This window comes from Spirillospora sp. NPDC127506 (genome assembly GCF_040302145.1).
GTDB lineage: Bacteria > Actinomycetota > Actinomycetes > Streptosporangiales > Streptosporangiaceae > Spirillospora.
On record NZ_JBEORG010000003.1, the window covers coordinates 203671 to 222930 of the forward strand.

Annotated in this window: 17 protein-coding genes; 7 read left to right on the forward strand and 10 right to left on the reverse strand. The window is 73.7% G+C overall.

The genetic code is table 11. From position 1 onward, the window contains the following. The first annotated feature begins 36 nt into the window (after positions 1-36). The 4 genes from cynS (at position 37) to ABTW95_RS05415 (ending at position 4247) form a co-directional block, all read left to right on the forward strand. Positions 37-486, forward strand: a complete 450-nt coding sequence (cynS, locus tag ABTW95_RS05400; RefSeq protein WP_500224822.1) for a cyanase — start codon at positions 37-39, stop codon at positions 484-486. Positions 487-559: 73 nt separating this feature from the next. Further along, on the forward strand, positions 560-2413 hold the full coding sequence (gene htpG / locus ABTW95_RS05405; RefSeq protein WP_396447488.1) for a molecular chaperone HtpG: 1854 nt from the start codon (positions 560-562) through the stop codon (positions 2411-2413). A gap of 35 nt (positions 2414-2448) precedes the next feature. Then, positions 2449-3102, forward strand: a complete 654-nt coding sequence (locus tag ABTW95_RS05410) for a response regulator transcription factor (RefSeq protein ID WP_500224826.1) — start codon at positions 2449-2451, stop codon at positions 3100-3102. A gap of 5 nt (positions 3103-3107) precedes the next feature. Beyond that, on the forward strand, positions 3108-4247 hold the full coding sequence (locus ABTW95_RS05415; RefSeq protein ID WP_500225037.1) for a sensor histidine kinase: 1140 nt from the start codon (positions 3108-3110) through the stop codon (positions 4245-4247). Positions 4248-4250: 3 nt separating this feature from the next. Here the strand turns inward: ABTW95_RS05415 and ABTW95_RS05420 are convergent, their stop codons facing one another. Beyond that, on the reverse strand, positions 4251-6539 hold the full coding sequence (locus ABTW95_RS05420) for an ABC transporter permease (protein WP_500224829.1): 2289 nt from the start codon (positions 6537-6539) through the stop codon (positions 4251-4253). Continuing rightward, positions 6536-7237, reverse strand: a complete 702-nt coding sequence (locus tag ABTW95_RS05425; RefSeq protein ID WP_500224831.1) for an ABC transporter ATP-binding protein — start codon at positions 7235-7237, stop codon at positions 6536-6538. Before ABTW95_RS05425 ends, ABTW95_RS05420 begins: the two co-directional genes overlap by 4 nt. A 139-nt stretch (positions 7238-7376) precedes the next feature. On the opposite strand from ABTW95_RS05425, the gene ABTW95_RS05430 reads away from it, so the two are divergent. Next, the gene (locus ABTW95_RS05430; protein ID WP_500224832.1) at positions 7377-8750 is read left to right on the forward strand and encodes an FAD-binding oxidoreductase; all 1374 of its coding nucleotides are present in this window, start codon (positions 7377-7379) and stop codon (positions 8748-8750) included. 15 nt (positions 8751-8765) lie between these two features. Next, on the forward strand, positions 8766-10316 hold the full coding sequence (locus ABTW95_RS05435; RefSeq protein WP_500224836.1) for an acetolactate synthase large subunit: 1551 nt from the start codon (positions 8766-8768) through the stop codon (positions 10314-10316). On the opposite strand, the gene ABTW95_RS05440 is transcribed toward ABTW95_RS05435, so the two are convergent. The 3 genes from ABTW95_RS05440 to ABTW95_RS05450 all read right to left on the reverse strand — a co-directional run bounded on the left by ABTW95_RS05440 (position 10285) and on the right by ABTW95_RS05450 (position 14561). Further along, positions 10285-11871, reverse strand: coding sequence for a xylulokinase (locus tag ABTW95_RS05440; protein WP_500224839.1), 1587 nt, complete (start codon positions 11869-11871; stop codon positions 10285-10287). The two genes, ABTW95_RS05435 and ABTW95_RS05440, sit on opposite strands and share 32 nt — an antisense overlap. Before the next feature lie 19 nt (positions 11872-11890). After that, on the reverse strand, positions 11891-13279 hold the full coding sequence (locus ABTW95_RS05445) for a pyridoxal phosphate-dependent decarboxylase family protein (RefSeq protein WP_396447484.1): 1389 nt from the start codon (positions 13277-13279) through the stop codon (positions 11891-11893). Between the two features lie 139 nt (positions 13280-13418). Beyond that, complete coding sequence (locus ABTW95_RS05450; RefSeq protein ID WP_500224843.1) at positions 13419-14561, reverse strand: acyl-CoA dehydrogenase family protein; 1143 nt, start codon at positions 14559-14561, stop codon at positions 13419-13421. Between the two features lie 79 nt (positions 14562-14640). Between ABTW95_RS05450 and ABTW95_RS05455 the strand changes: the two genes are divergently transcribed. Then, positions 14641-15342: a MerR family transcriptional regulator gene (locus ABTW95_RS05455; RefSeq protein ID WP_396447482.1), complete on the forward strand. Its 702-nt coding sequence runs from the start codon at positions 14641-14643 to the stop codon at positions 15340-15342. Here the strand turns inward: ABTW95_RS05455 and ABTW95_RS05460 are convergent, their stop codons facing one another. The 5 genes from ABTW95_RS05460 to ABTW95_RS05480 all read right to left on the reverse strand — a co-directional run bounded on the left by ABTW95_RS05460 (position 15343) and on the right by ABTW95_RS05480 (position 19002). Beyond that, a complete protein-coding gene (locus ABTW95_RS05460) occupies positions 15343-16839 on the reverse strand; it encodes a polyamine aminopropyltransferase (RefSeq protein WP_500224846.1) in 1497 nt (498 codons plus the stop codon). A 167-nt stretch (positions 16840-17006) separates the two neighbouring features. Then, on the reverse strand, positions 17007-17444 hold the full coding sequence (locus ABTW95_RS05465) for a DUF350 domain-containing protein (RefSeq protein ID WP_396447480.1): 438 nt from the start codon (positions 17442-17444) through the stop codon (positions 17007-17009). 10 nt (positions 17445-17454) lie between these two features. Next, entirely contained in the window at positions 17455-17889 is a 435-nt protein-coding gene (locus ABTW95_RS05470) for a DUF4247 domain-containing protein (RefSeq protein WP_396447479.1), read from the reverse strand. After that, positions 17886-18401 (reverse strand): DUF2617 family protein, encoded by a 516-nt coding sequence (locus ABTW95_RS05475; protein WP_500224850.1) that lies wholly within the window; start codon positions 18399-18401, stop codon positions 17886-17888. Before ABTW95_RS05475 ends, ABTW95_RS05470 begins: the two co-directional genes overlap by 4 nt. Then, entirely contained in the window at positions 18388-19002 is a 615-nt protein-coding gene (locus ABTW95_RS05480) for a DUF4178 domain-containing protein (protein ID WP_500224851.1), read from the reverse strand. Before ABTW95_RS05480 ends, ABTW95_RS05475 begins: the two co-directional genes overlap by 14 nt. Between the last annotated feature and the right edge of the window lie 258 nt (positions 19003-19260).

The following is a 19260-nucleotide window of genomic DNA, read 5'->3' on the forward strand; positions in this document are numbered from 1 at the left end:
AGGCTTGTGGCGTCCGCCTAGCTGAAGGAGCCCGACGTGAAACCCATCATGAGCAAGTCCGAGGCCGCCGCACTGGTGACCGCCGCGAAAACGAGGCGCGGCCTGTCCTGGGCGCGGATCGCCGACGAGATCGGCGCGCCGGTCGTGTGGGCGACCGCGGCGCTGCTCGGCCGGCATCCGCTGAGCGAGGAGCAGGCGCGGGCGGTCTGCCGCCTCCTCGAACTGGACGACGCGGTCGCGGAGAGCCTGATGCTCCAGCCGGTCCGCGGAACCGACCCGGCGGTGATGAGCGACCCCACGATCTACCGGTTCGTCGAGGCGCTCTCGGTTTACGGGCCGGCCCTCAAAGAGCTGATCCACGAGGAGTTCGGCGACGGCATCATGAGCGCGATCAACTTCCGCGTCGACCTCTCCCGCCGCGAGGACCCCGAAGGCGACCGAGTCGTCGTCACCTTCGACGGCAAGTTCCTCGACTACAAGTGGTGACGATCGGGGTGGGGTGAATGGCCGGGGCGCTATTCTGATGGGTCGTCCGAACGGTATGACCAGGAGGGGCACGGTGACTCTGCCGGCGGAGGAGACCTTCAGCTTTCAGGCCGAAGCGGCCCAGATCCTCGATCTCATGGCCAATTCGCTCTACAGCAACAAGGAGATATTCCTGCGCGAGCTGATCTCCAATTCGTCCGATGCGATCGACCGGTTCCGGATCGAGCGCTTCGCCGAGCCGGAGTCGACCGGGAAGGAGCCGGACGACGAACCGCGGATCCGGGTCGATTTCGACAAGGACGCCCGCACGATCACCATCGCCGACAACGGCATCGGCATGAGCCGGGCGGAGGTGATCGAGAACATCGGCACGATCGCCCGGTCGGGCACCGCCGAGTTCCTGCGCGCGATGAGCGGCGACAAGCGCGGCGACACGGCGCTGATCGGGCAGTTCGGCGTCGGTTTCTACTCCGCGTTCATCGTCGCCGACCGGGTGACGCTGACGACGCGGCGCGCGGGGCTGCCGGCGGACCAGGGCGTGCGCTGGACGTCCGAGGGCAAGGGCGAGTACACGGTGGAGACCGTCGAGCGCGAGGAGCGCGGGACGACGATCGTCCTGCATCTGCGCGACGGCGAGGACGAGTTCCTGAACGAGTACCGGCTGCGGACGGTCATCAAGCGGTACTCCGACCACATCGGGCGGCCGATCCTGCTGGGCGGCGACGAGACCCCGGTCAACCAGGCCACGGCCCTGTGGGCGCGTCCGAAGAGCGAGCTGAAGGAGCAGGACTACAAGGACTTCTACCGGCAGCTCACCAACGACTTCTCCGACCCGCTCGCCTACGTCCACGCGAAGGTGGAGGGGCGGTACGAGTACACGCTGCTGCTGTTCGTCCCGTCGCAGGCGCCGTTCGACCTGTGGCTGCCGCAGTCGCTGCAGGGCGTGCGGCTCCACGTGCAGCGCGTCTTCGTCCTGGAGGACACCGACCGGCTGATGCCCCGCTACCTGCGGTTCGTCCGCGGGATCATCGACTCCGCCGACCTGCCGCTGAACGTCTCCCGCGAGATCCTGCAGGGCGGCCAGGCCATGGAGCACATCCGGTCGAGCGCGATCAAGCGGGTCCTCAAGCTGCTCAAGGACATGGCCGAGGGCGAGCCCGAGAAGTACGCGACCTTCTGGAAGGAGTTCGGCGCCACCCTGAAGGAGGGCATCCCGGACGACCCCGCCCACCGGGACGACATCGCGCGGCTCCTGCGGTTCACCTCCACCAAGCACGACGACGTCTCGCTCAGCGACTACGTGTCCCGCATGAAGGAGGGGCAGGACAAGATCTACTACCTGCTCGCGCCCGGCCTGTCGGACGCCGCGTCCAGCCCGCACCTGGAGGCGTTCCGCGAGAAGGACATCGAGGTCCTCCTGCTGGACGACGCCGTCGACAACTTCGTCGTGACCGCACTGCCGCGGTTCGAGGACAAGCGGCTCCAGTCGGTCGCCCAGGGCGCGCCCGACTTCGGCGACATGGAGGACGCGGCCGACAAGGAGGCCGCCGAGCAGGCCGACGCCGACTACGCCGACCTCGTCGGCAAGCTCAAGGAGCACCTGGACGGCCGGGCGTTCGACGTGCGCGTGACCAGCCGCCTCACCACGTCGCCCGCCTGCATCGTCGCGAACGAGGCGGAGACCGAGTTCTCCCTCGCGCAGCGCATGCGGGGCTCGGGGCTGCCGAACCAGCCGGTCCTGGAGATCAACCCGCGCCATCCGCTGGTCGAGCGGCTCAACGGCCGGCAGGACGACCCGCGCCTCGGCGACTGGGCGCACGTCCTGTTCGACCAGGCGGTGCTCACCAGCGGCGCCCGGATCGAGGAGCCGGGCGCGTTCGTCTCCCGGCTCAACGGCCTCCTCGTCTCGCTGGCGGAGGGGCGTTAACCGCCGCCTTATCGCGGGTCTGCGGCAATGGGACGATGCGGATACTCGTGGCCGAGGACGAGCGGTTCCTCGCCGATCTGGTCGCCGAAGGGCTGCGGAAGCGGGCGATGGCGGTGGACGTCGCCTACGACGGGGACGGGGCGCTGGAGCGGCTCGCGGTCAACGAGTACGACGTGCTCGTCCTCGACCGGGACCTGCCGCGCGTGCACGGCGACGACATATGCCGGGAGCTGGCGCAGCGGGGCGCGGCGGTCCGCATCCTGATGCTGACCGCGTCGGGCGCCGTGCACGAGCGGGTCGACGGGCTGAACCTGGGCGCGGACGACTACCTGGCCAAGCCGTTCGCGTTCGACGAGCTGGCGGCGCGGGTCGCGGCGCTGGCCCGGCGGAACGTCCCGCGGCTGCCGCCGGTGCTGGAGCACGCCGGGATCACGCTGGACACGGCGCGGCGGCAGGCGTTCCGGGACGGCCGCCCCGTGCCGCTGTCCCGCAAGGAGTACGCCGTGCTGGAGGTGCTGATGCAGGCGCGCGGCACGGTCGTCAGCACGGAGGCGCTGCTGGAGCGGGCCTGGGACGAGAACACCGACCCGTTCACCACCGTGGTCAAGGTGACCATGAGCAAGCTGCGGGCGAAGCTGGGCGAGCCGCCCGTCATCGTCACCGTTCCGGGGAGCGGGTACCGGCTGTGAGGCCGATGACGGTCCGGGCCCGCATGACGCTGCTCTACGGCGGGCTCTTCACCGTGATCACCCTCACGGTGCTGGGCGTCGTGCTGTGGATCCAGCAGCGCATCGTCGACAGCCGGGTGCAGGACGCCCCGTTCCTGGTGCCGTGCGAGGAGGCGCCGGCCGGCATGCCGTGCGCCCCGCCGCCGTCCGAGATCGCGGGGCCCGGCGCGCGGACCGGCGCGCAGCGGGTCGTCGGACGCGAGCAGTTCCAGGACGGCCTGGTGGACTCGCAGCGCGCCGTCATCCTCGCCGCGGTCGCGGTGATCGTCGTGCTGGCGTTCGCGGTGTCGTGGTGGCTCACCGGGCGGCTGCTGCGGCCGCTGCACCGGATCACCGGCACCGCCCGCCGGCTGTCGCTGTCCACCCTGCACGAGCGCATCGCGCTGGACGGCCCGCAGGACGAGCTCAAGCAGCTCGCCGACACCTTCGACGCCATGCTCGACCGGCTGGAGAAGGCGGTCGACAGCCAGCGGCGGTTCGTCGCGAACGCCTCGCACGAGCTGCGCACGCCGCTCGCCGTCCAGCGCACCGCGATCGAGGTGGGCCTCGCCGACCCGTCGCCCGCGCGGCTCGCCGAGGTCAGGGACGAGATGCTGCGCAACACGCGGCGGTCCGAGCGGCTGATCGAGGGGCTGCTCGTCCTCGCCCAGGGCGAGCGCGGGCTGGACCGCCGCGCGCCGGTCGACCTGGAGGCGGTGGTCGAGCAGGTCGTCGCGGACAACCGGGCGCTCGCCGAGAGCGCGGAGGTCACCGTCAGCACGGACACGCGGCCCGTCACCGTCTCCGGGGACGAGGTGCTGCTCACCCGGATGGCCGCCAACCTCGTGCAGAACGCCATCCGCCACAACCACCCCGGCGGCGGGGTCGAGGTCGAGCTGTCGCGGGAGGCGCTGGCCGTCCGCAACACCGGGCCCGTCGTCCCGCCCGAGCGGGTGGGCGAGCTGTTCGAGCCGTTCCGGCGGCTGGCCGGCGACCGGACGGGGCCGGCGGACGGCGCGGGCCTCGGGTTGTCGATCGTCGCCGCCATCGTCCGCGCCCATGGCGGCGCCGTGCGGGCCGCGGCCAACCCGGACGGCGGGCTGTCCGTGGCCGTGGCCCTCCCGTGACGATCACTCGCCGCGGAGCACGGCGGCGGTGCGGGCGGCGGCGGCCCGGACGGCGGGCGCCCACGCGCCGAGGACGGCGACCAGCAGCCCGGCGCACGCGGGCGGCAGCAGCAGCGTCCAGGTGTAGACGTGGATCCACGGCTCGGCCATCCCGCTGCCGAGCATGTCGCCGGTCAGCACCACGACGCCGTGGTGGGCGAGCACGCCCAGGGGCGCCCCGAGCGCGCCGGCGGCGATCCCGAGCGCGGCCATCGACGTCACCATCAGCAGGACGACCTGCCGCGGCGTCGCCCCGACGGCCTTGAGGACGCCGAGGTCGCGGCTGCGCTCCCGGGCGTTGAGCAGCACGCTGTTGAGGACCCCGAGCCCCGCCGCCGTGCAGATGATCAGCGAGAACAGCAGGAAGAGGCCGCCGAAGACGACGCCGGCGCCGAGGTCGGACTCGGCGACCTCGGCCATCAGGCCCGGCGAGGCCGCGTTGATCCGGGCGGCATAGGCCGCCGGGTCCGTCCCCGGTTTCACGATCACCGCGAACGACGGGGGCCGGTTCGGGTCCCCGGCGCCCGGCAGCGTCGCGGCGTCGAGCATCATCCGGTCGGTGTCGGAGTGCGCGAACGCGCCCACGATCCGCACGGCGGCCCGCGCTTCGCCGGCCTGGAGCGTGAGGGTGTCGCCGACGTCCAGGTCGTTGAGCCGCATGAACGCCTCGGACGGCACCGCCTCCCCCGGGCCGGTGAACCAGCGTCCCCGGACGAGGTTGTCGCCGAGGAAGGCGCGGTAGTCCCCGCTGTAGGCCTCGGCGGTCAGGGTCGAGGGCAGCCCCGGGACCCGCACGGTCACGGCGTCGAACGACATCACATGGGCGGTCCCCGGCTGCGCCCGCACCAGCGCGGCCGCCTGCCGCTCGGCCATGCCGCCGCCGGCGCGCGGATCGACGCCGACCTGGACGGACGTGTGCCCCTCGGCGTCCGCCGTGAGGATCTTCGTGACCGTCTGCTGCAGCCCGAACCCCATGGTCACCGCGGTCACGCCCAGGCACAGCCCCGCGAGCGTCAGCGCCGTCCGGGCGGGGCGGGCGGCGGGCAGCCCGAGCCCCAGCCCGACCGGGACGGGCAGCCGGGTGCGGGCCAGCCGCTTCTGCACGCCCCGGCCCCGCCCGCCGTGCGACACGGCCGCGGCGCTGATCGCCCGCACCGCCGGGAGCCGTCCGGCCCGCAGCGCCGGGAGCACGGCGGCCGACACCGCCATGGCCAGGACGGCGCCGCCCGCGGCCGCGTCCGCCGGGAGGCCGGCTCCCCCGGCGGACGGCAGCCCGAAGCCCTCCGCCAGGTTCGCCGCGACCCGGGCGGCGAGCAGGTGGCCGCCGAGCAGGCCCGCCGCGCAGCCGAGCAGCGCGGGCGCCGTGACCATCGCGGCGTAGACGCCGGTCACCTGCGCCGGGGTGAAGCCGACCGCCTTCATCACGCCGATGTGCCGGTATCCGGAGACGACCGCGCCGCTGACCACGTTCGCGATGATGAACACCGACACCGCCATGGCGAGCGCCCCGAACACCGTGATGAACGGGATCAGCTGGTCGAACTCCTCCTCGAAGGCCCGCTTCGCGACCGCGTAGGAGTCGTAGCCCCGCAGCGGCAGCCCGGCGGTCGCCGCGCGGAGGCTCCGCCGGACCTCCGCCGCGTCGCCGGCGCGGTCGAACCGGTACAGCATCCGCAGGCCGTCGGGGCGCAGCACGCCGATCTGCCCGGGGGTCACCCAGCCGCCGGGCCCGTCCGTCGCCGACGCGGCGAAGCCGACGACGGTGAGCGGCGAGAGGCCGGGGGACGTCACGGTCGAGCCGATCCTCATCGGGCCGGAGGGGCGTCCCCGCAGCACGATCTCACCGGCCGCGCGGACCCAGCGCCCCGCCGTGACCGTCAACCGGTCGACGGGCCCGCCGGGGTCGGCGCGCCCGGCGACGAGGAGGCCGCCCTCGCCGCCGCGCATGCCGGGGAGCATCGGCGTGCCCGCCAGCACCGCCGTCCGGAAGGGGCCCGCGGCGGCGGCGACGCCGGACGCGCGCCCGGTCGCCGCGGCCCGCGCCGCGGTCACCTTCCCCGCGTCGAACGAGGCCGCCGCGTGCGCCCCGCGCGCCTCCGCGAAGGCGTCGCCGAACAGCGAGTGCGAGGCGGTCAGCAGCCCGAGCCCGAACACGAGGGTGGCCGTGGAGAGCGCCACGACGACGGCGACGGCGGCCGACTGCGTCCGGCGCCGCCGCACCCCGGCCCGCGCCGCCGTCCGCACCGCGCTCACCGCACGCCCCTCTCCAGCGCGGCCTCCCGGACGATCCCGCCGTCCCGGAACTCGACCAGCCGCGTCGCGCAGCGGGCGGCGAGCCGCTCGTCGTGGGTGACGAGCAGCAGCGTCTGCCCCTGCCGGTTGAGGTCGAGCAGCAGGTCGACGACCTGCTCGCCGGTCGCGCTGTCGAGGGCGCCGGTCGGCTCGTCGGCGAGCAGCAGCGCGGGGCGGTTCATCAGCGCCCGCGCCACCCCGACCCGCTGCCGCTCGCCGCCGCTCAGCACCGCAGGGTAGGCGTCGCGGCGGGCGGCGACGCCGAGCCCGTCCAGCAGCTCCAGCGCCCGCGCCCGCGCCTTCCGCGCGGGGAGGCCGGCCAGCCGCCCGGCCAGCGCCACGTTCTCCAGCGCGGGCAGATCGTCGAGCAGGTTGAAGAACTGGAAGACCATGCCGATCCGGCGGCGCCGGAACCGGGCCAGCGCCGCCTCGCCCATGGCGGTGACGTCCTCGCCGTCCACCTCGACCGTCCCGGACGCCGGGCGGTCCAGGCCGGCGACCATGTTGAGCAGCGTCGACTTCCCGCTGCCGGAGGGGCCCATCACCGCGACGGCCTCCCCCGCGCGGATCTCCAGGCTCACCCCGTCCAGCGCGGTGACGTCGCCGAATGTCTTGCGTACGGAGCCGAGCCGTACGACCTTGTCCTCAGGTGCGTTCACGCCGCCAACCTGGCAGCCGCCGGGTTTCCGCGAGGTGAGCGCCGGGACCTTCGTCCCGAGGACTGGGGCCGGAGGTCACGCCGCCGCCGGTGGGCGGCGGCACCAGACTTGCCGGACGGGGCACCTGGGAGGGGAAGCCATGGCGGATGTCCGGACGGCGCTGGCGGAGATCGTCGGCGGGGAGCACGTGCTGTCGGGCGACGCGGTCCCCCCGGACTACGCGGGCGACGAGTCGCTCGGCGTCGCCGGGGTGCGGCCGGACGCGGTGGTGCGGCCCGCCGACGCCGGGCAGGTCGCGGCGGTGCTGCGGGTCGCCGCCGAGCACGGGACGCCGGTGACGGCGCGCGGGTCGGGGACGGGCCTGTCCGGCGCGGCGGTGCCGCGTCCCGGCGGGCTCGTCGTGTCGTTCGAGCGGATGAACCGGATCCTGGAGATCGACGCGGACGGCCAGGTGGCGGTGGTGCAGCCGGGCGTCACGCTCGCGGAACTCGACGAGGCGACGGCCGCGAAGGGGCTCGTCTACCCGGTCTTCCCCGGCGAGGGCGGCGCGAGCATCGGCGGGACGGTCGCGACGAACGCGGGCGGCATGCACGCGGTGAAGGAGGGCGTGACCCGCCACCACGTGCTCGGGCTGGAGGCGGTGCTCCCGACCGGGGAGGTGATCCGGACGGGCGGCCGGTATGTGAAGACGTCCACCGGCTACGACCTGACGCAGCTCATCGTGGGGTCGGAGGGCACGCTCGCGCTGGTCACGGAGGTGACGCTGCGGCTGCGGCCCCGGCTCCCGCACACCGCGGGGGTGCTGGCGCCGTTCCCCGGCACGGACGCGGTGACGGCGGCCGTGCCCCGGCTGACGGGCGGCGGCCTCGACCCGCTCGTGCTGGAGTACGTGGACGTCCTCGCCATGGCGGCCATCACGCAGAACGCCGGGCTCGACCTCGGCGTGCCGCAGGAGGTCCGCGACGCCGCCGGCGCCTACCTGCTCGTCGTGCTGGAGAACCGCTCGGCGGACAGGCTGGACGAGGACGTGCAGGTGCTCGGCGAGCAGCTGGCCGACCTGGGCGCCGCCGACGTGTACGTCCTGCAGGGCGACCCCCTGCGGAAGCTGATCACGGCCCGGGAGGGCGCGTTCTGGGCGGCGCGGGCCTCCGGCGCGAACGCGATCGTGGACGCCGTCGTGCCGCGCACCGCGCTGTCCCGCTTCTTCGCCGCCGTCCCGGAGATCGCCGGCCGGCACGGCGCGCTGATCGGCGGCTGCGGCCACGCCGGCGACGGCAACGTGCACCTGTCGGTGTTCCAGCCGGACGCCGGCGCGCTGGCCGAGCTGATGGACGAGCTCCTCGCCGCCGCCGTCGAGCTGGGTGGGACGATCAGCGGGGAGCACGGTATCGGGCGGGAGAAGATCCGCCACTTTCTCGCCCTGGAGGATCCGGCGAAAGTGGAGCTGATGCGGCGGATCAAGAGATCCTTCGACCCGGACGGGATACTCAATCCGGGCGTTCTGTTCGGCTGAGACGAGGAGATGCGGATGAACGGCGCGCAGGCCATGGTGCGCACGCTGGCGGACGCCGGCGTCGGGGTGTGGTTCGCGAATCCGGGCACGTCCGAGCTGCACCTGGTGGCGGCGCTGGACGACGAGCCGCGCGCGAGGGGCGTGCTGTGCCTGTTCGAGGGGGTCGCGACCGGCGCGGCCGACGGGTACGGGCGGATGGCGCCCAAGCCCGCGGCCGTCCTGCTGCACCTCGGGCCGGGGCTCGGGAACGGGCTCGCCAACCTGCACAACGCGCGGCGCGGGCGCACCCCGGTGATCACGGTGATCGGCGACCACGCCACCGGCCACCGGCGGTTCGACGCGCCGCTGCAGTCCGACATCGCGGCGGTGGCCGGGACGGTGTCGGCGTGGATGCGGCGGCCGGAGACCGCGGCGGACGCCGGCCCCGCCGCGGCGGAGGCCGTCACGGCGGCCCTCGCCGGAGGCGTCGCCACGCTGATCGTGCCGTCCGACGCCGCCTGGTCGGACGGCGGCGAAGTCGCGGCGGCGCTGCCCGCTCCCCCGCCCGAGCCGGCCGCCGACGGCGCGCTGGAGCCGGCCGCCGCCGCGCTGACCGGCGGCGAGCCGTGCGTCGTGCTGGTCGGCGGGGACGCGACCCGGCGCGAGGGGCTGGAGGCCGCCGGGCGGATCGCGGCGGCGACCGGCGCGCGGCTGCTGTGCGAGACGTTCCCGGCCCGGCTGGAGCGCGGTGCCGGAGTCCCGGCGGTCGAGCGGCTCGCGTACCTGGGCGAGATGGCGTCGGCGCAGCTGGACGGCGCCCGGCACATCATCCTGGCGGGCGCGCGCCGCCCGGTGACGTTCTTCGCCTACCCCGGCCTCCCCGGCGACCTCGTCCCGGACGGCTGCCAGGTGCACGACCTCGGCGCGGACGCGGCCGGTGCGCTGGCCCGGCTCGCCGACGCGGTCGCCAAGGAGGCGGCCCCGCCGCTGCAGGTGGCGGCGCGGCCGGACGTCCCGTCCGGGGCGCTCACCGGGGAGAGCGCCGCCGCCGTCATCGGCGCGCTGCTGCCCGAGGGCGCGATCGTGTCGGACGAGGCGAACACGTCCGGGCTGTGGCTGCCCGGCGCCACCGCCGGCGCGCCGCCGCACGACTGGCTGTCGCTGACCGGCGGCGCGATCGGCCAGGGCCTGCCGGTCGCGACCGGCGCGGCGATCGCCTGCCCGGACCGCCCGGTCGTCTGCCTGGAGGCGGACGGCAGCGCCATGTACACGATCTCCGCGCTGTGGACGCAGGCCCGGGAGGGGCTCGACGTCACGACCGTCGTGTTCAACAACGGCTCCTACGCGATCCTGTCGATGGAGACGACGCGGGTCGGCGCGGTCCCGGCGCCGCCCGAGCAGGGAACGGTCGCGCGGGACATGGTCGACCTGTCGCGCCCGGCCCTCGACTTCGTCGCGCTGGCGTCCGGGATGGGCGTCCCGGCGTCGCGCGCGACCACGGCCGAGGAGTTCGCGGCCCAGTTCGGCAAGGCGCTCGCCGAGCCGGGCCCGCACCTCATCGAGGCTGTCGTGCCGCCGCTCGGCTGACGGGCGCGCGGCCGCGCGCGAGGCGGCGGAACATGCGCCGCTGCCTGCGGTACAGGCCGGGGAACTCCCGGTAGAGGCGCGCGTACTCCGCCCCGGCCGCGGCGTCGGGGCGGAAGACGCCGTCCACGCGGATCCGGACGTCCTCGGGGCGGACGGCGCCGAGCGACAGCGCGGCGAAGACGGCCTGGCCGCGCAGCGTCGCGTTGATCGGGTCGGCGACCCGCTCGACGGTGCGGCCGAGCACGTCCGCGTGGATCCGGCACCACAGGTCCGAGCGGGCGCCGCCGCCGATGAGCCTGACCGGGTCGAGGCGGCGGCCGGCGAACCGCTCGACCGCCTCGTGCAGCCACCGGTTGTTGTAGGCGACGCCCTCCATCACGGCGCGGACGAGGTCGTCCTGCGTCGTGGTGAGGGACAGGCCGTGGAAGCCGGCGCGGGCGTCGCGGTCGTCGACCGGGGACCGCTCGCCGTCGAGCCAGGGGGTGAAGATCACGCCGTTGCTGCCGGGCGGCGCGGCGGCGGCGCGGGCGGCCAGCCGCGCGTAGTCGGAGTCGCCGGTGGCGGGCGCGCCCAGCACGGCCTCGTGCAGCCATTGCAGGCACCGGCCGCCGGTCTCGTGGTTGTTCGCGACGATGTAGGAGCCGTCCCGCAGGCCCGGCACGCTGGCGATCGACCGCAGGACGTCGGTCTTCTTGAACGGCACCGACAGCCCGATCCAGGACGTGGTGCTGATCGCCAGGTGCGCGCGGAAGTCGTCCAGCGGCCCCGCGCCGCACACCGCGGCGTGCAGGTCGGGCAGGCCGGTGACCACCGGCAGCCCCGCCGGCACCCCCAGCTCGCCGGCGGCGCGGGCGGAGACGCCGCCCACCACCGACCCGGCCGGGACCAGCGGCGGCAGCTTCGCGGCGTCGATCCCGGCGCGCCGGACGAGGCCGGCGTCGTAGGCGAGGACGTCCGGGCGGCGGTTGTCGGTCAGCCACGCCGCCGTCATCGAGGCGTGCGTGGCGGCGGCGACCCCGGTCATCCGCATCGTCAGGTAGTCGACCGGTTCGAGGAACCAGCGCGCCGCCGCGTGCACGTCCGGCATCCCGTGCCGCAGGAACAGCAGGTGCCCGATCGGGTCGGCGCCGGAGGGCGACGGCGCGCCGCCCGTCCTGCGCACCCAGGCGAGCGCGTTGCGCGGCGCGAACCCGGCGACCGGCCCCGCGATCAGGGCGCGGGAGTAGGGCGCGCCGCGGGTGTCGTCGTACAGCAGGCAGTCGCCGACGGGGCGCCCGGCGGCGTCCACCGGGACGGTGCTGGCCCACTGACCGGTGCACGACGCGGCGACGAGCTGTTCGGGGCGGACCGATCCGGTGACCCGCCGGGAGGCGGTGCCGACGAGCCGCCACCACTCCTCCGCGTCCTGCGTGGACGCGCCGCCGCCCGGCCGGGACGTGGTGACGAGGGCGAACTCGCAGCGGGCGATCTCCCCGGTGAGGGAGACCAGTCCGACCTTCAGCCCGGTGGAGCCGAGGTCGACGGTGAGGACGTAGCGCTCCTGCGGCGCGGCCATGGTCGGGGGCTCCGGCCGGTCAGCGGGCGGCGGGCGGCAGGGACTGCTGGGTGTCGAGCATCCCGGCCATGACCTGGCGGATGAAGTCGTCGGCCTCGTCGGTGAGCCCGCCCGGCACGCCCCCGTACACCGCGCCCGACATCGGCGCCTCCCCCGCCGCGTGCCGTTCCGCGGCGTACGGGACGGCGTCGGCGAGGTCCGCCGCGAACGCCTCGGCGACGCCCGGCCGGGTCTGCGGCCGGGTCACCGCCATGTGGACGGCGTTCGGGTACTGCTGCCCGTTCAGCCGCCAGCCACGTCCCGCCATGAAGTCGTACACGTGGTAGACGTCGAACTCGTCGGAGGTGAAGCTGAACAGGAACGTCGGCTCGCCCAGCACCCGCAGCTCCGGATGCGACCGCACCGCGCCGATCATCCGGTGGGCCGTCTCGAAGATCTGCGCGGCGTGGCGCCGGTATCCGGCGCGTCCGAGCCGGACCATCCCGGCCCAGGTGGCGGCGAGCAGCCCGCCCGACCGGGAGCCCTCGATGCCCGGCGACAGGTACTTGCCGCCGCTCCACCCGGTGTTGAGGAAGTACAGCGCGTTGCGCAGCGCGCTGTCGCGGAACAGCAGCGTAGAGGTGCCCTTCAGCCCGTACCCGTACTTGTGGGTGTCGGCGGAGATGCTGGTGACGCCCGGCAGCCGGAAGTCGAACACGGGGACGTCCAGGCCCAGCTCCTCGCCGAACGGGAGGATGAACCCGCCGAGGCAGGCGTCCACGTGCAGGCCGATGCCGCACGACAGGGCCAGTTCGGACAGCTCCGCGACGGGGTCGATCGTCCCGTAGCCGTAATTGCCGGCCGAGCCGATCAGCGCGACCGTGTCCGCGTCGATGAGGTCGGCGACGGCGCCGGTGTCGACCAGCGTCGTGTTCGGGTCGACCGGCGCCTGCCGCACCTCGATGCCGAACAGGTGGCCCGCCTTGTCGAACGCGGGGTGCGCCGTCTCCGGCTTCACGATGTTGGGGCGTTCCCGGCCGGCGGCGTCCCGGTAGGCGAGCATCGCGTGCAGGATGCTGCCGGTGCCGCCGGTCGTGACGATCCCGGCCGGGGTCGTGCCGGTGACGGCGCCGGCGTGCATGAGGTCGAGGGCCATGGCGAGGATCTCGCCCTCGAACTTCGTCGCGCTGGGGAACATGTCCCGCTGCAGGACGTTCGCGTGCCCGAACAGCCCGTACGCCTCGGTCATGAAGGCGTAGTGCCGGTGGTCGCCGCAGTAGACCGTCCCGGACGCCTTGCCGGTCTCCCAGAAGGCGTCCTCCGCGGCCGCCATCTCGCGCAGCTCGGCGAGGATCTCCTCCTGGGGCCGCCCCTCCTCGGGGAGCCGCTCGTGGACCTCGAACCGGTCGGCGTAGGGGTAGTCCGTCATGTGCGCCCGTCCTCCGTGCCGCGCGCCCGCCCCGTCACGGGCGCGCCGTGCCCTTGATCGTCGACGGGGCGGCGGCGGGGAGGTAGGGGCTTTCGTCCCCCCGGCCGGTGCCGTTCGGCCCGGCCGGAGGGACCGCGGCTCAGACGCCGAGGCCGCGGCCGATGATCTCCTTCATGATCTCCGTGGTGCCGCCGAAGATCGTCTGGATGCGGACGTCCTGGTACGCCTTGGCGATCGGGTACTCGGTCATGTAGCCGTAGCCGCCGTGGAGCTGGACGCAGCGGTCGACGACCCGCTTGAGCAGCTCGGTGTTCCACCACTTGAGCATGGCGGCCTCGTCGGGGGTGAGCTCGCCCTCGCTCTCCTTGACGATGCACTCGTCGGTGAAGGAGCGCGCGACGGTCAGCTCCGTCTTCATCTCCGCGAGCGTGAAGCGGTTGTGCTGGAACTTGCCGATGGGGCGGCCGAACGCCTCGCGGGTCTTGCAGTAGTCGAGGGTCCGCTCGAACGCGTCCTCGGCGGCGGCCATCGCGGTGGCGCCGATGGACAGGCGCTCGCGGGCGAGGTTGGTCATCAGGTAGATGAAGCCCATGCCCTCCTCGCCGAGGAGGTTCGCCTTCGGGACGCGGACGTTGTCGAAGAACAGCTCGGCGGTGTCCTGGGCGTGCATGCCGACCTTGTCGAGGTTGCGGCCGCGTTCGAAGCCCGCCATGCCGCGCTCGACGACGAGGAGGCTGACGCCCTTCGCGCCGGCGGACGGGTCGGTCTTCGCGACGACGATGACGAGGTCGGCGAGGATTCCGTTGGAGATGAACGTCTTCGAGCCGTTCAGGACGTAGTCGTCGCCGTCCTTGACCGCGGTGGTCTTGATGCCCTGCAGGTCGGAGCCCGCCGCGGGCTCGGTCATCGCGATCGCGGTGATGATCTCGCCGGAGCAGTAGCCGGGGAGCCAGCGCCGCTTCTGCTCCTCGGTGCAGAGCTGGCGCAGGTAGCCGCCGTTGATGTCGTTGTGGACGGCGAAACCGGGGCCGTGGATGCCGGCCTTCGCCAGCTCCTCGTTGAGGATCACGTAGTAGCGGTAGTCGGAGTTGCCGCCGCCCCCGTACTCCTCCGGCATGTCGATCCCGAGCAGGCCCGCGCGGCCGGCCGCCAGCCACACCTCACGCGAGACGATCCCGTCCTTCTCCCACTGCTCGTGGTGGGGCGCGGCCTCCTTCTCGATGAAGGAGCGCACCATGTCGCGGAAGGCGTGGTGCTCGTCGGTGTAGATGTCCCGTCCCATCCGGCGGTCTCCCTCAAGTAAGTGAGTGCTGATACTCGGTTAATGTAACACTGACGCTGTCACATAGAGGGAGGCGGGGATGGAGCTCACCGTCGACGAGCTGGCCTCGCGCGCCGGGGTCACCGTCCGGACCGTGCGGTTCTACGCCGGGCGCGGCCTGCTGCCGCCCCCCAGGCTGCGCGGGCGCACCGGCCTGTACGGCCCCGACCACCTCGCGCGGCTCGAACTCGTCCGGGAGCTCCAGTCGCTCGGGCTCACGCTCGCCTCCATCGAGAAGCACCTGAAGAAGATCCCCCTGGACGCGCCCGCCGAAGACCTCGCGCTCCAGCGGGCGCTGCTGTCGCCGTGGGCGCCGGAGCGGCCGGAGGACCTCGACCGGCACGAGCTCGACCGCCGGGCCGGGCGGCACCTCGACGACGAGACGATCCGGAGGCTGGAGGCCCTCGGCGTCGTCGAGCGGGTGTCGGCGGACGCCGTCCGGGTCGTCAGCCCCGCGCTGCTCGGCGTCAGCGCCGAGCTGGCCGAGCTGCCGATGCCGCTGGACACGCTGGTCGCCTCGTACGAGGCCGTCGACCGGCACACCACCGCGCTGGCCGCCGAGCTCCAGCAGGTCTTCCAGGACACCGTCGTCCGCCCCTACCGGGAGGGCGGGCGGTCGCCGCGGGAGCGGGAGCGGCTCATGGAGATGGCCGGGAAGCTCAAGCCGCTGATGATCCAGTCGCTGGTGACGTCGTTCCAGCGGGCCGTCGACAAGGCCATCCGCCGGTCGGTGCCCGACTGATCAGGCGTTCTTCCACTCCTGGCCCTCGTACTCGACGAGGCGCGGGTGGACGAGCGTGTTGACCTCGACGTCCCTGCTGCGGCGGTCCTTGGGGAACACCGTCGACGCATGCAGCACCGCGGCGTCGAGGAACCGCAGGTCGGGGACCTCGGGCGACAGCCTCAGCGCGGGGGCCCGCTTCCCCGGGGACGCCAGGACGAACCCCCAGTCGCCGAAGCTCGGCACGTCCACGTGGTACGGGGTCACCGCGAAACCGGCGGCGGCGATCGACTTCTCGATGCTCCAGAACGACTTCGGCGCGAAGTACGGCGACCCCGACTGGACGACCATCCGGCCGCCGGGCGCGAGGGCGCGCTTCACCATGCCGTAGAACTCGACCGAGTACAGCTTGGCCGTGGACACGTCGTCCGGGTCCGGCATGTCGACGATCACCGCGTCGAACTGCTCGTGCAGGGTGCGCAGCCACGAGAACGCGTCGGCGGCGACCGTCCGCACGCGCGGGTCCTCGAACGAGCGGTGGTTGAGCGACACGATCGGCCCGTAGGTGCGGGCCAGGCGCAGCATCTCCGGGTCGAGCTCGACCAGCGTCGCGCTGCGGACGTCCTTGTAGCGCAGCACCTCGCGCAGCGCCAGCCCGTCCCCGCCGCCGAGGATCAGCACCCGGCCGTGCGGCCCCGCCATCAGCGGGTGGACGAGCGACTCGTGGTACCGGTACTCGTCCACCGAGGAGAACTGCAGATCGCCGTTGAGGAACAGGCGCAGGTCGGACGGCCCGAGCCCGACCTGCCGGGTGATCACGATCTCCTGGTACTTCGTGCGCTTGGAGACCGCGATCGGGTCGGTGTAGAGCGCCTGCCGCGCCGACACCTCGAAGCCGTCGGCCAGCGCGTACGTCCCGCCGAGGACGCCGAGAACGGCCACCATGCCGAGCGCCAGCGCGGCCCGCGCGATCCGCCCGACCTCGCGGCGGAACAGCCACAGCACGACCGCCATCCCGGCGACCGCGTTCAGGACGCCGACGAGCAGCGCGCCCTTGATGTGCCCGAACGCCGGCAGCAGCAGGAACGGGAACGCGAGCCCGCCGACCAGCGCGCCCACGTAGTCGGCGGCGAACAGGTCGGCGACGGCGGACCCCGCGTCCTGCTTCCTGATCCGCTGCAGCAGCGTCATCAGCAGCGGGATCTCCGCGCCGATCAGCGCGCCCACCGCGAACGACACCACCACCAGCGCCGGGACGTACAGGTCGAGCCACGCGAACGCCGCGTACAGCGCGAGGACCGACACGCCGCCGATCAGCGCGAGCGCGCCCTCCACGACCGCGAACGCCACGACCGCGCGGCCCTGCAGCGGCTTCGCGGCGAGCGACCCGACGCCCATCGCGAACACCATCACCGACAGGACGATCGACGCCTGCGTGACGGAGTTGCCGACGAGGTAGCTGCCGAGCGCGACCAGCGCCAGCTCGTACACCAGCCCGCACGCCGCGCACGTGAACACGGCGGCGAGGATGAGCGTGCGGGCGAGGCGGGCGGGGACGCGCGGCCTCCCCGGACCGTCCGTCCGCTCGGACGGCTCCGGGGAGGGCGGGCGGCCGGCCCGGTCGACGGTCCGGTCGACGCCTTGGTCGACGTCGTGGTCGACGGCCCGGTCCAGGTCGCGGGACGTCAGGAGACCGCCCCGGCCACGATCGCGGCGACGCCGAGGTCGGCCGCGGCGACGACCCAGCCGGCGGGGTGGATGGCCTTGCCGCCGCCGTCCGCGTCGACGAGCGTCGCGCCGAGCTTGCCCGGCGTGACCACGTCCAGCAGCAGGAACGCGATGATCATCAGCACGATGCCGCACCCGCCGAACACCGCGGTGTCGATCAGCCCGTCGCTGAGGTCGTTGTCGCTGGTGACGATCGCCGTGAAGACGATGCCGCCGATGCCGAACAGCTTGGCCGCGAGCAGCAGCGCGGCGCCGCGGTTGCCCTCGGTCCAGATCTGCTTGCCGAGCCGGCCGGGCGTCGTCACCTCCACCACCAGGTATCCGAGTGCCATCAGCGCGATGCCGACCGCGCCGTAGGCGAACGTCGCGCCGACCTCGTTAAGGATGTCGTTCATCTATCGCTCCTCATTTGCCCGACCCTGGGCCGCCGCCCCGGAATGACGCGGCGCCGCTGCTCGTCCATCCATTGCTGCCGGGGCTGGCCCAGCGCCCGCCGACGTGGGAGTAGTAGCGGTTGTAGCCGCGGCGGGGCTTGTCGACGGTGATCCGGCTGCCCGCGCCGTCCGGCAGGACGCCGACGACGAGCTTCGGGTAGCGCAGGAAGATGCCGCCCGCGGCGCCCTTGGTCGCCATGTCGTCCACCCGGTCGATCGGCCGGAACTTGCGGCTGATCTCCGAGGCGACGGTCGTCGGGGCCTTCGAGGACCGGTAGGTGTCCGCGCCCGCCCTGGTGTACTTGTCGCCGATCCACGACGACGGCGACTGCCCGCAGCCGCCGAGCGCCACGGTGGTCAGGGCGGCGGCGGCCACCGCGCCCGCCACCCGCTTTCTGCTGTTCATGAGGGTCTCACCAACCGGCTCCGCGTCATCACGATCTCTCGGGTCTGGGGGTAGGCGTGCCAGGTCCGCCAGCCGAACCCGGGTTCCTGCGTCTCTTCCAGGGCCAGGGCGGTGACGGCGTGCGGCGATCCGGGGAACGCCCCGGTCAGCGCGTCACCGCGGTCCGCGAGCCGCGCGCACACGGCCTCGACGGCGCGGGCGAACGCCGTCCCGTCGCTGTGCGCGGCGGTCGTCGCGGCGAACTCGTACGCCCAGCCGGGCACGCTGGTCGCGGCGCGGCCGGGCAGCGGCTCGGCGCGGTCCGGCAGGCACGCCACCGTCTCGCTCAGCGGCCCCGCGATGACCTGGTGGGACGCGCCGAGCAGGCGCATCTCCACGGTCAGGCCCGCGCGTTCCACCGGCAGGACGGCGAGCGCCTCCAGCGGCGGCAGCCCGAGCGCGAAGGAGAGCCCGTCCGCGCGCGCGTCCGCGTAGGGGGTGTCGAGCGTGGCGCGCAACTCAGCTACCGCCACCCGGGTAGATCGTCATCGATCCGGCGGGGACGCGCTCGCCGAGGCCCGCCTCCCACTGGCCGCCGCCGTACTGCTCGAACGACAGGTACCTGCCGCGCGGGCCCTCGTAGTCGACGTACTCGACCCGGCCCTGCACGCCGACGCCGGTCGTGCCCTCGCTGGTGTAGTCGGCGGTGCCGTGCTCGTCGCGGCGGTACTCGACGCCGTCCACGACGATCGTCTTCTCACCGGGGGTGAGGTCGCCGATGTCGTGCTCGGTCCACCAGACGACCTCCAGGTCGGGGTCCTCCTCGACGGAGATCCACACCTTCTGGCCCTCGATGGTGTCGGCGTCGAGGAGGTGCTCGCTCCAGGTGAAGCCGCCCTCCCTGAGGCGCAGCGAGCCCCGCACGAAGTAGCGGGTGCCGAGGTACTCGACCATGTCGCCCGCCTTCAGCGTCCGCGGGTCGCCGGCCACCGAGTCCCCGGGGGCGAACGGGTCGTGCGGGACCGCGGGGGCGGGCGCCGGGGCGCTCGAACGGCGTCGCAGCAGGACGATGATGAGCACGACCAATGCGACCAGGATCAGCGCGAGAAGGAACACAATCGCCGCTCCGCCCACGGGCACCTCCATCTTTTCGTCAAAACTCCGGGCACAGACCAGCGGATCCTACCGACTGTGGCGTCTCAGGCCCATACCGCGATGAGACGTATCAAATGATCCGCAGGTTTCATATGGAAAACCGAGATCCGATGCAAGCCCGGTACCTGGCCCGACGCTCGCGGGATCGGGGCGCGGGATCGAGGTGCGGGAGCAGCGGCGGGGGCGAGTGGGGGTCGAGGTCGGGGGGCAGAGGCGGGGGTCGGAGGCGGGGGTCGG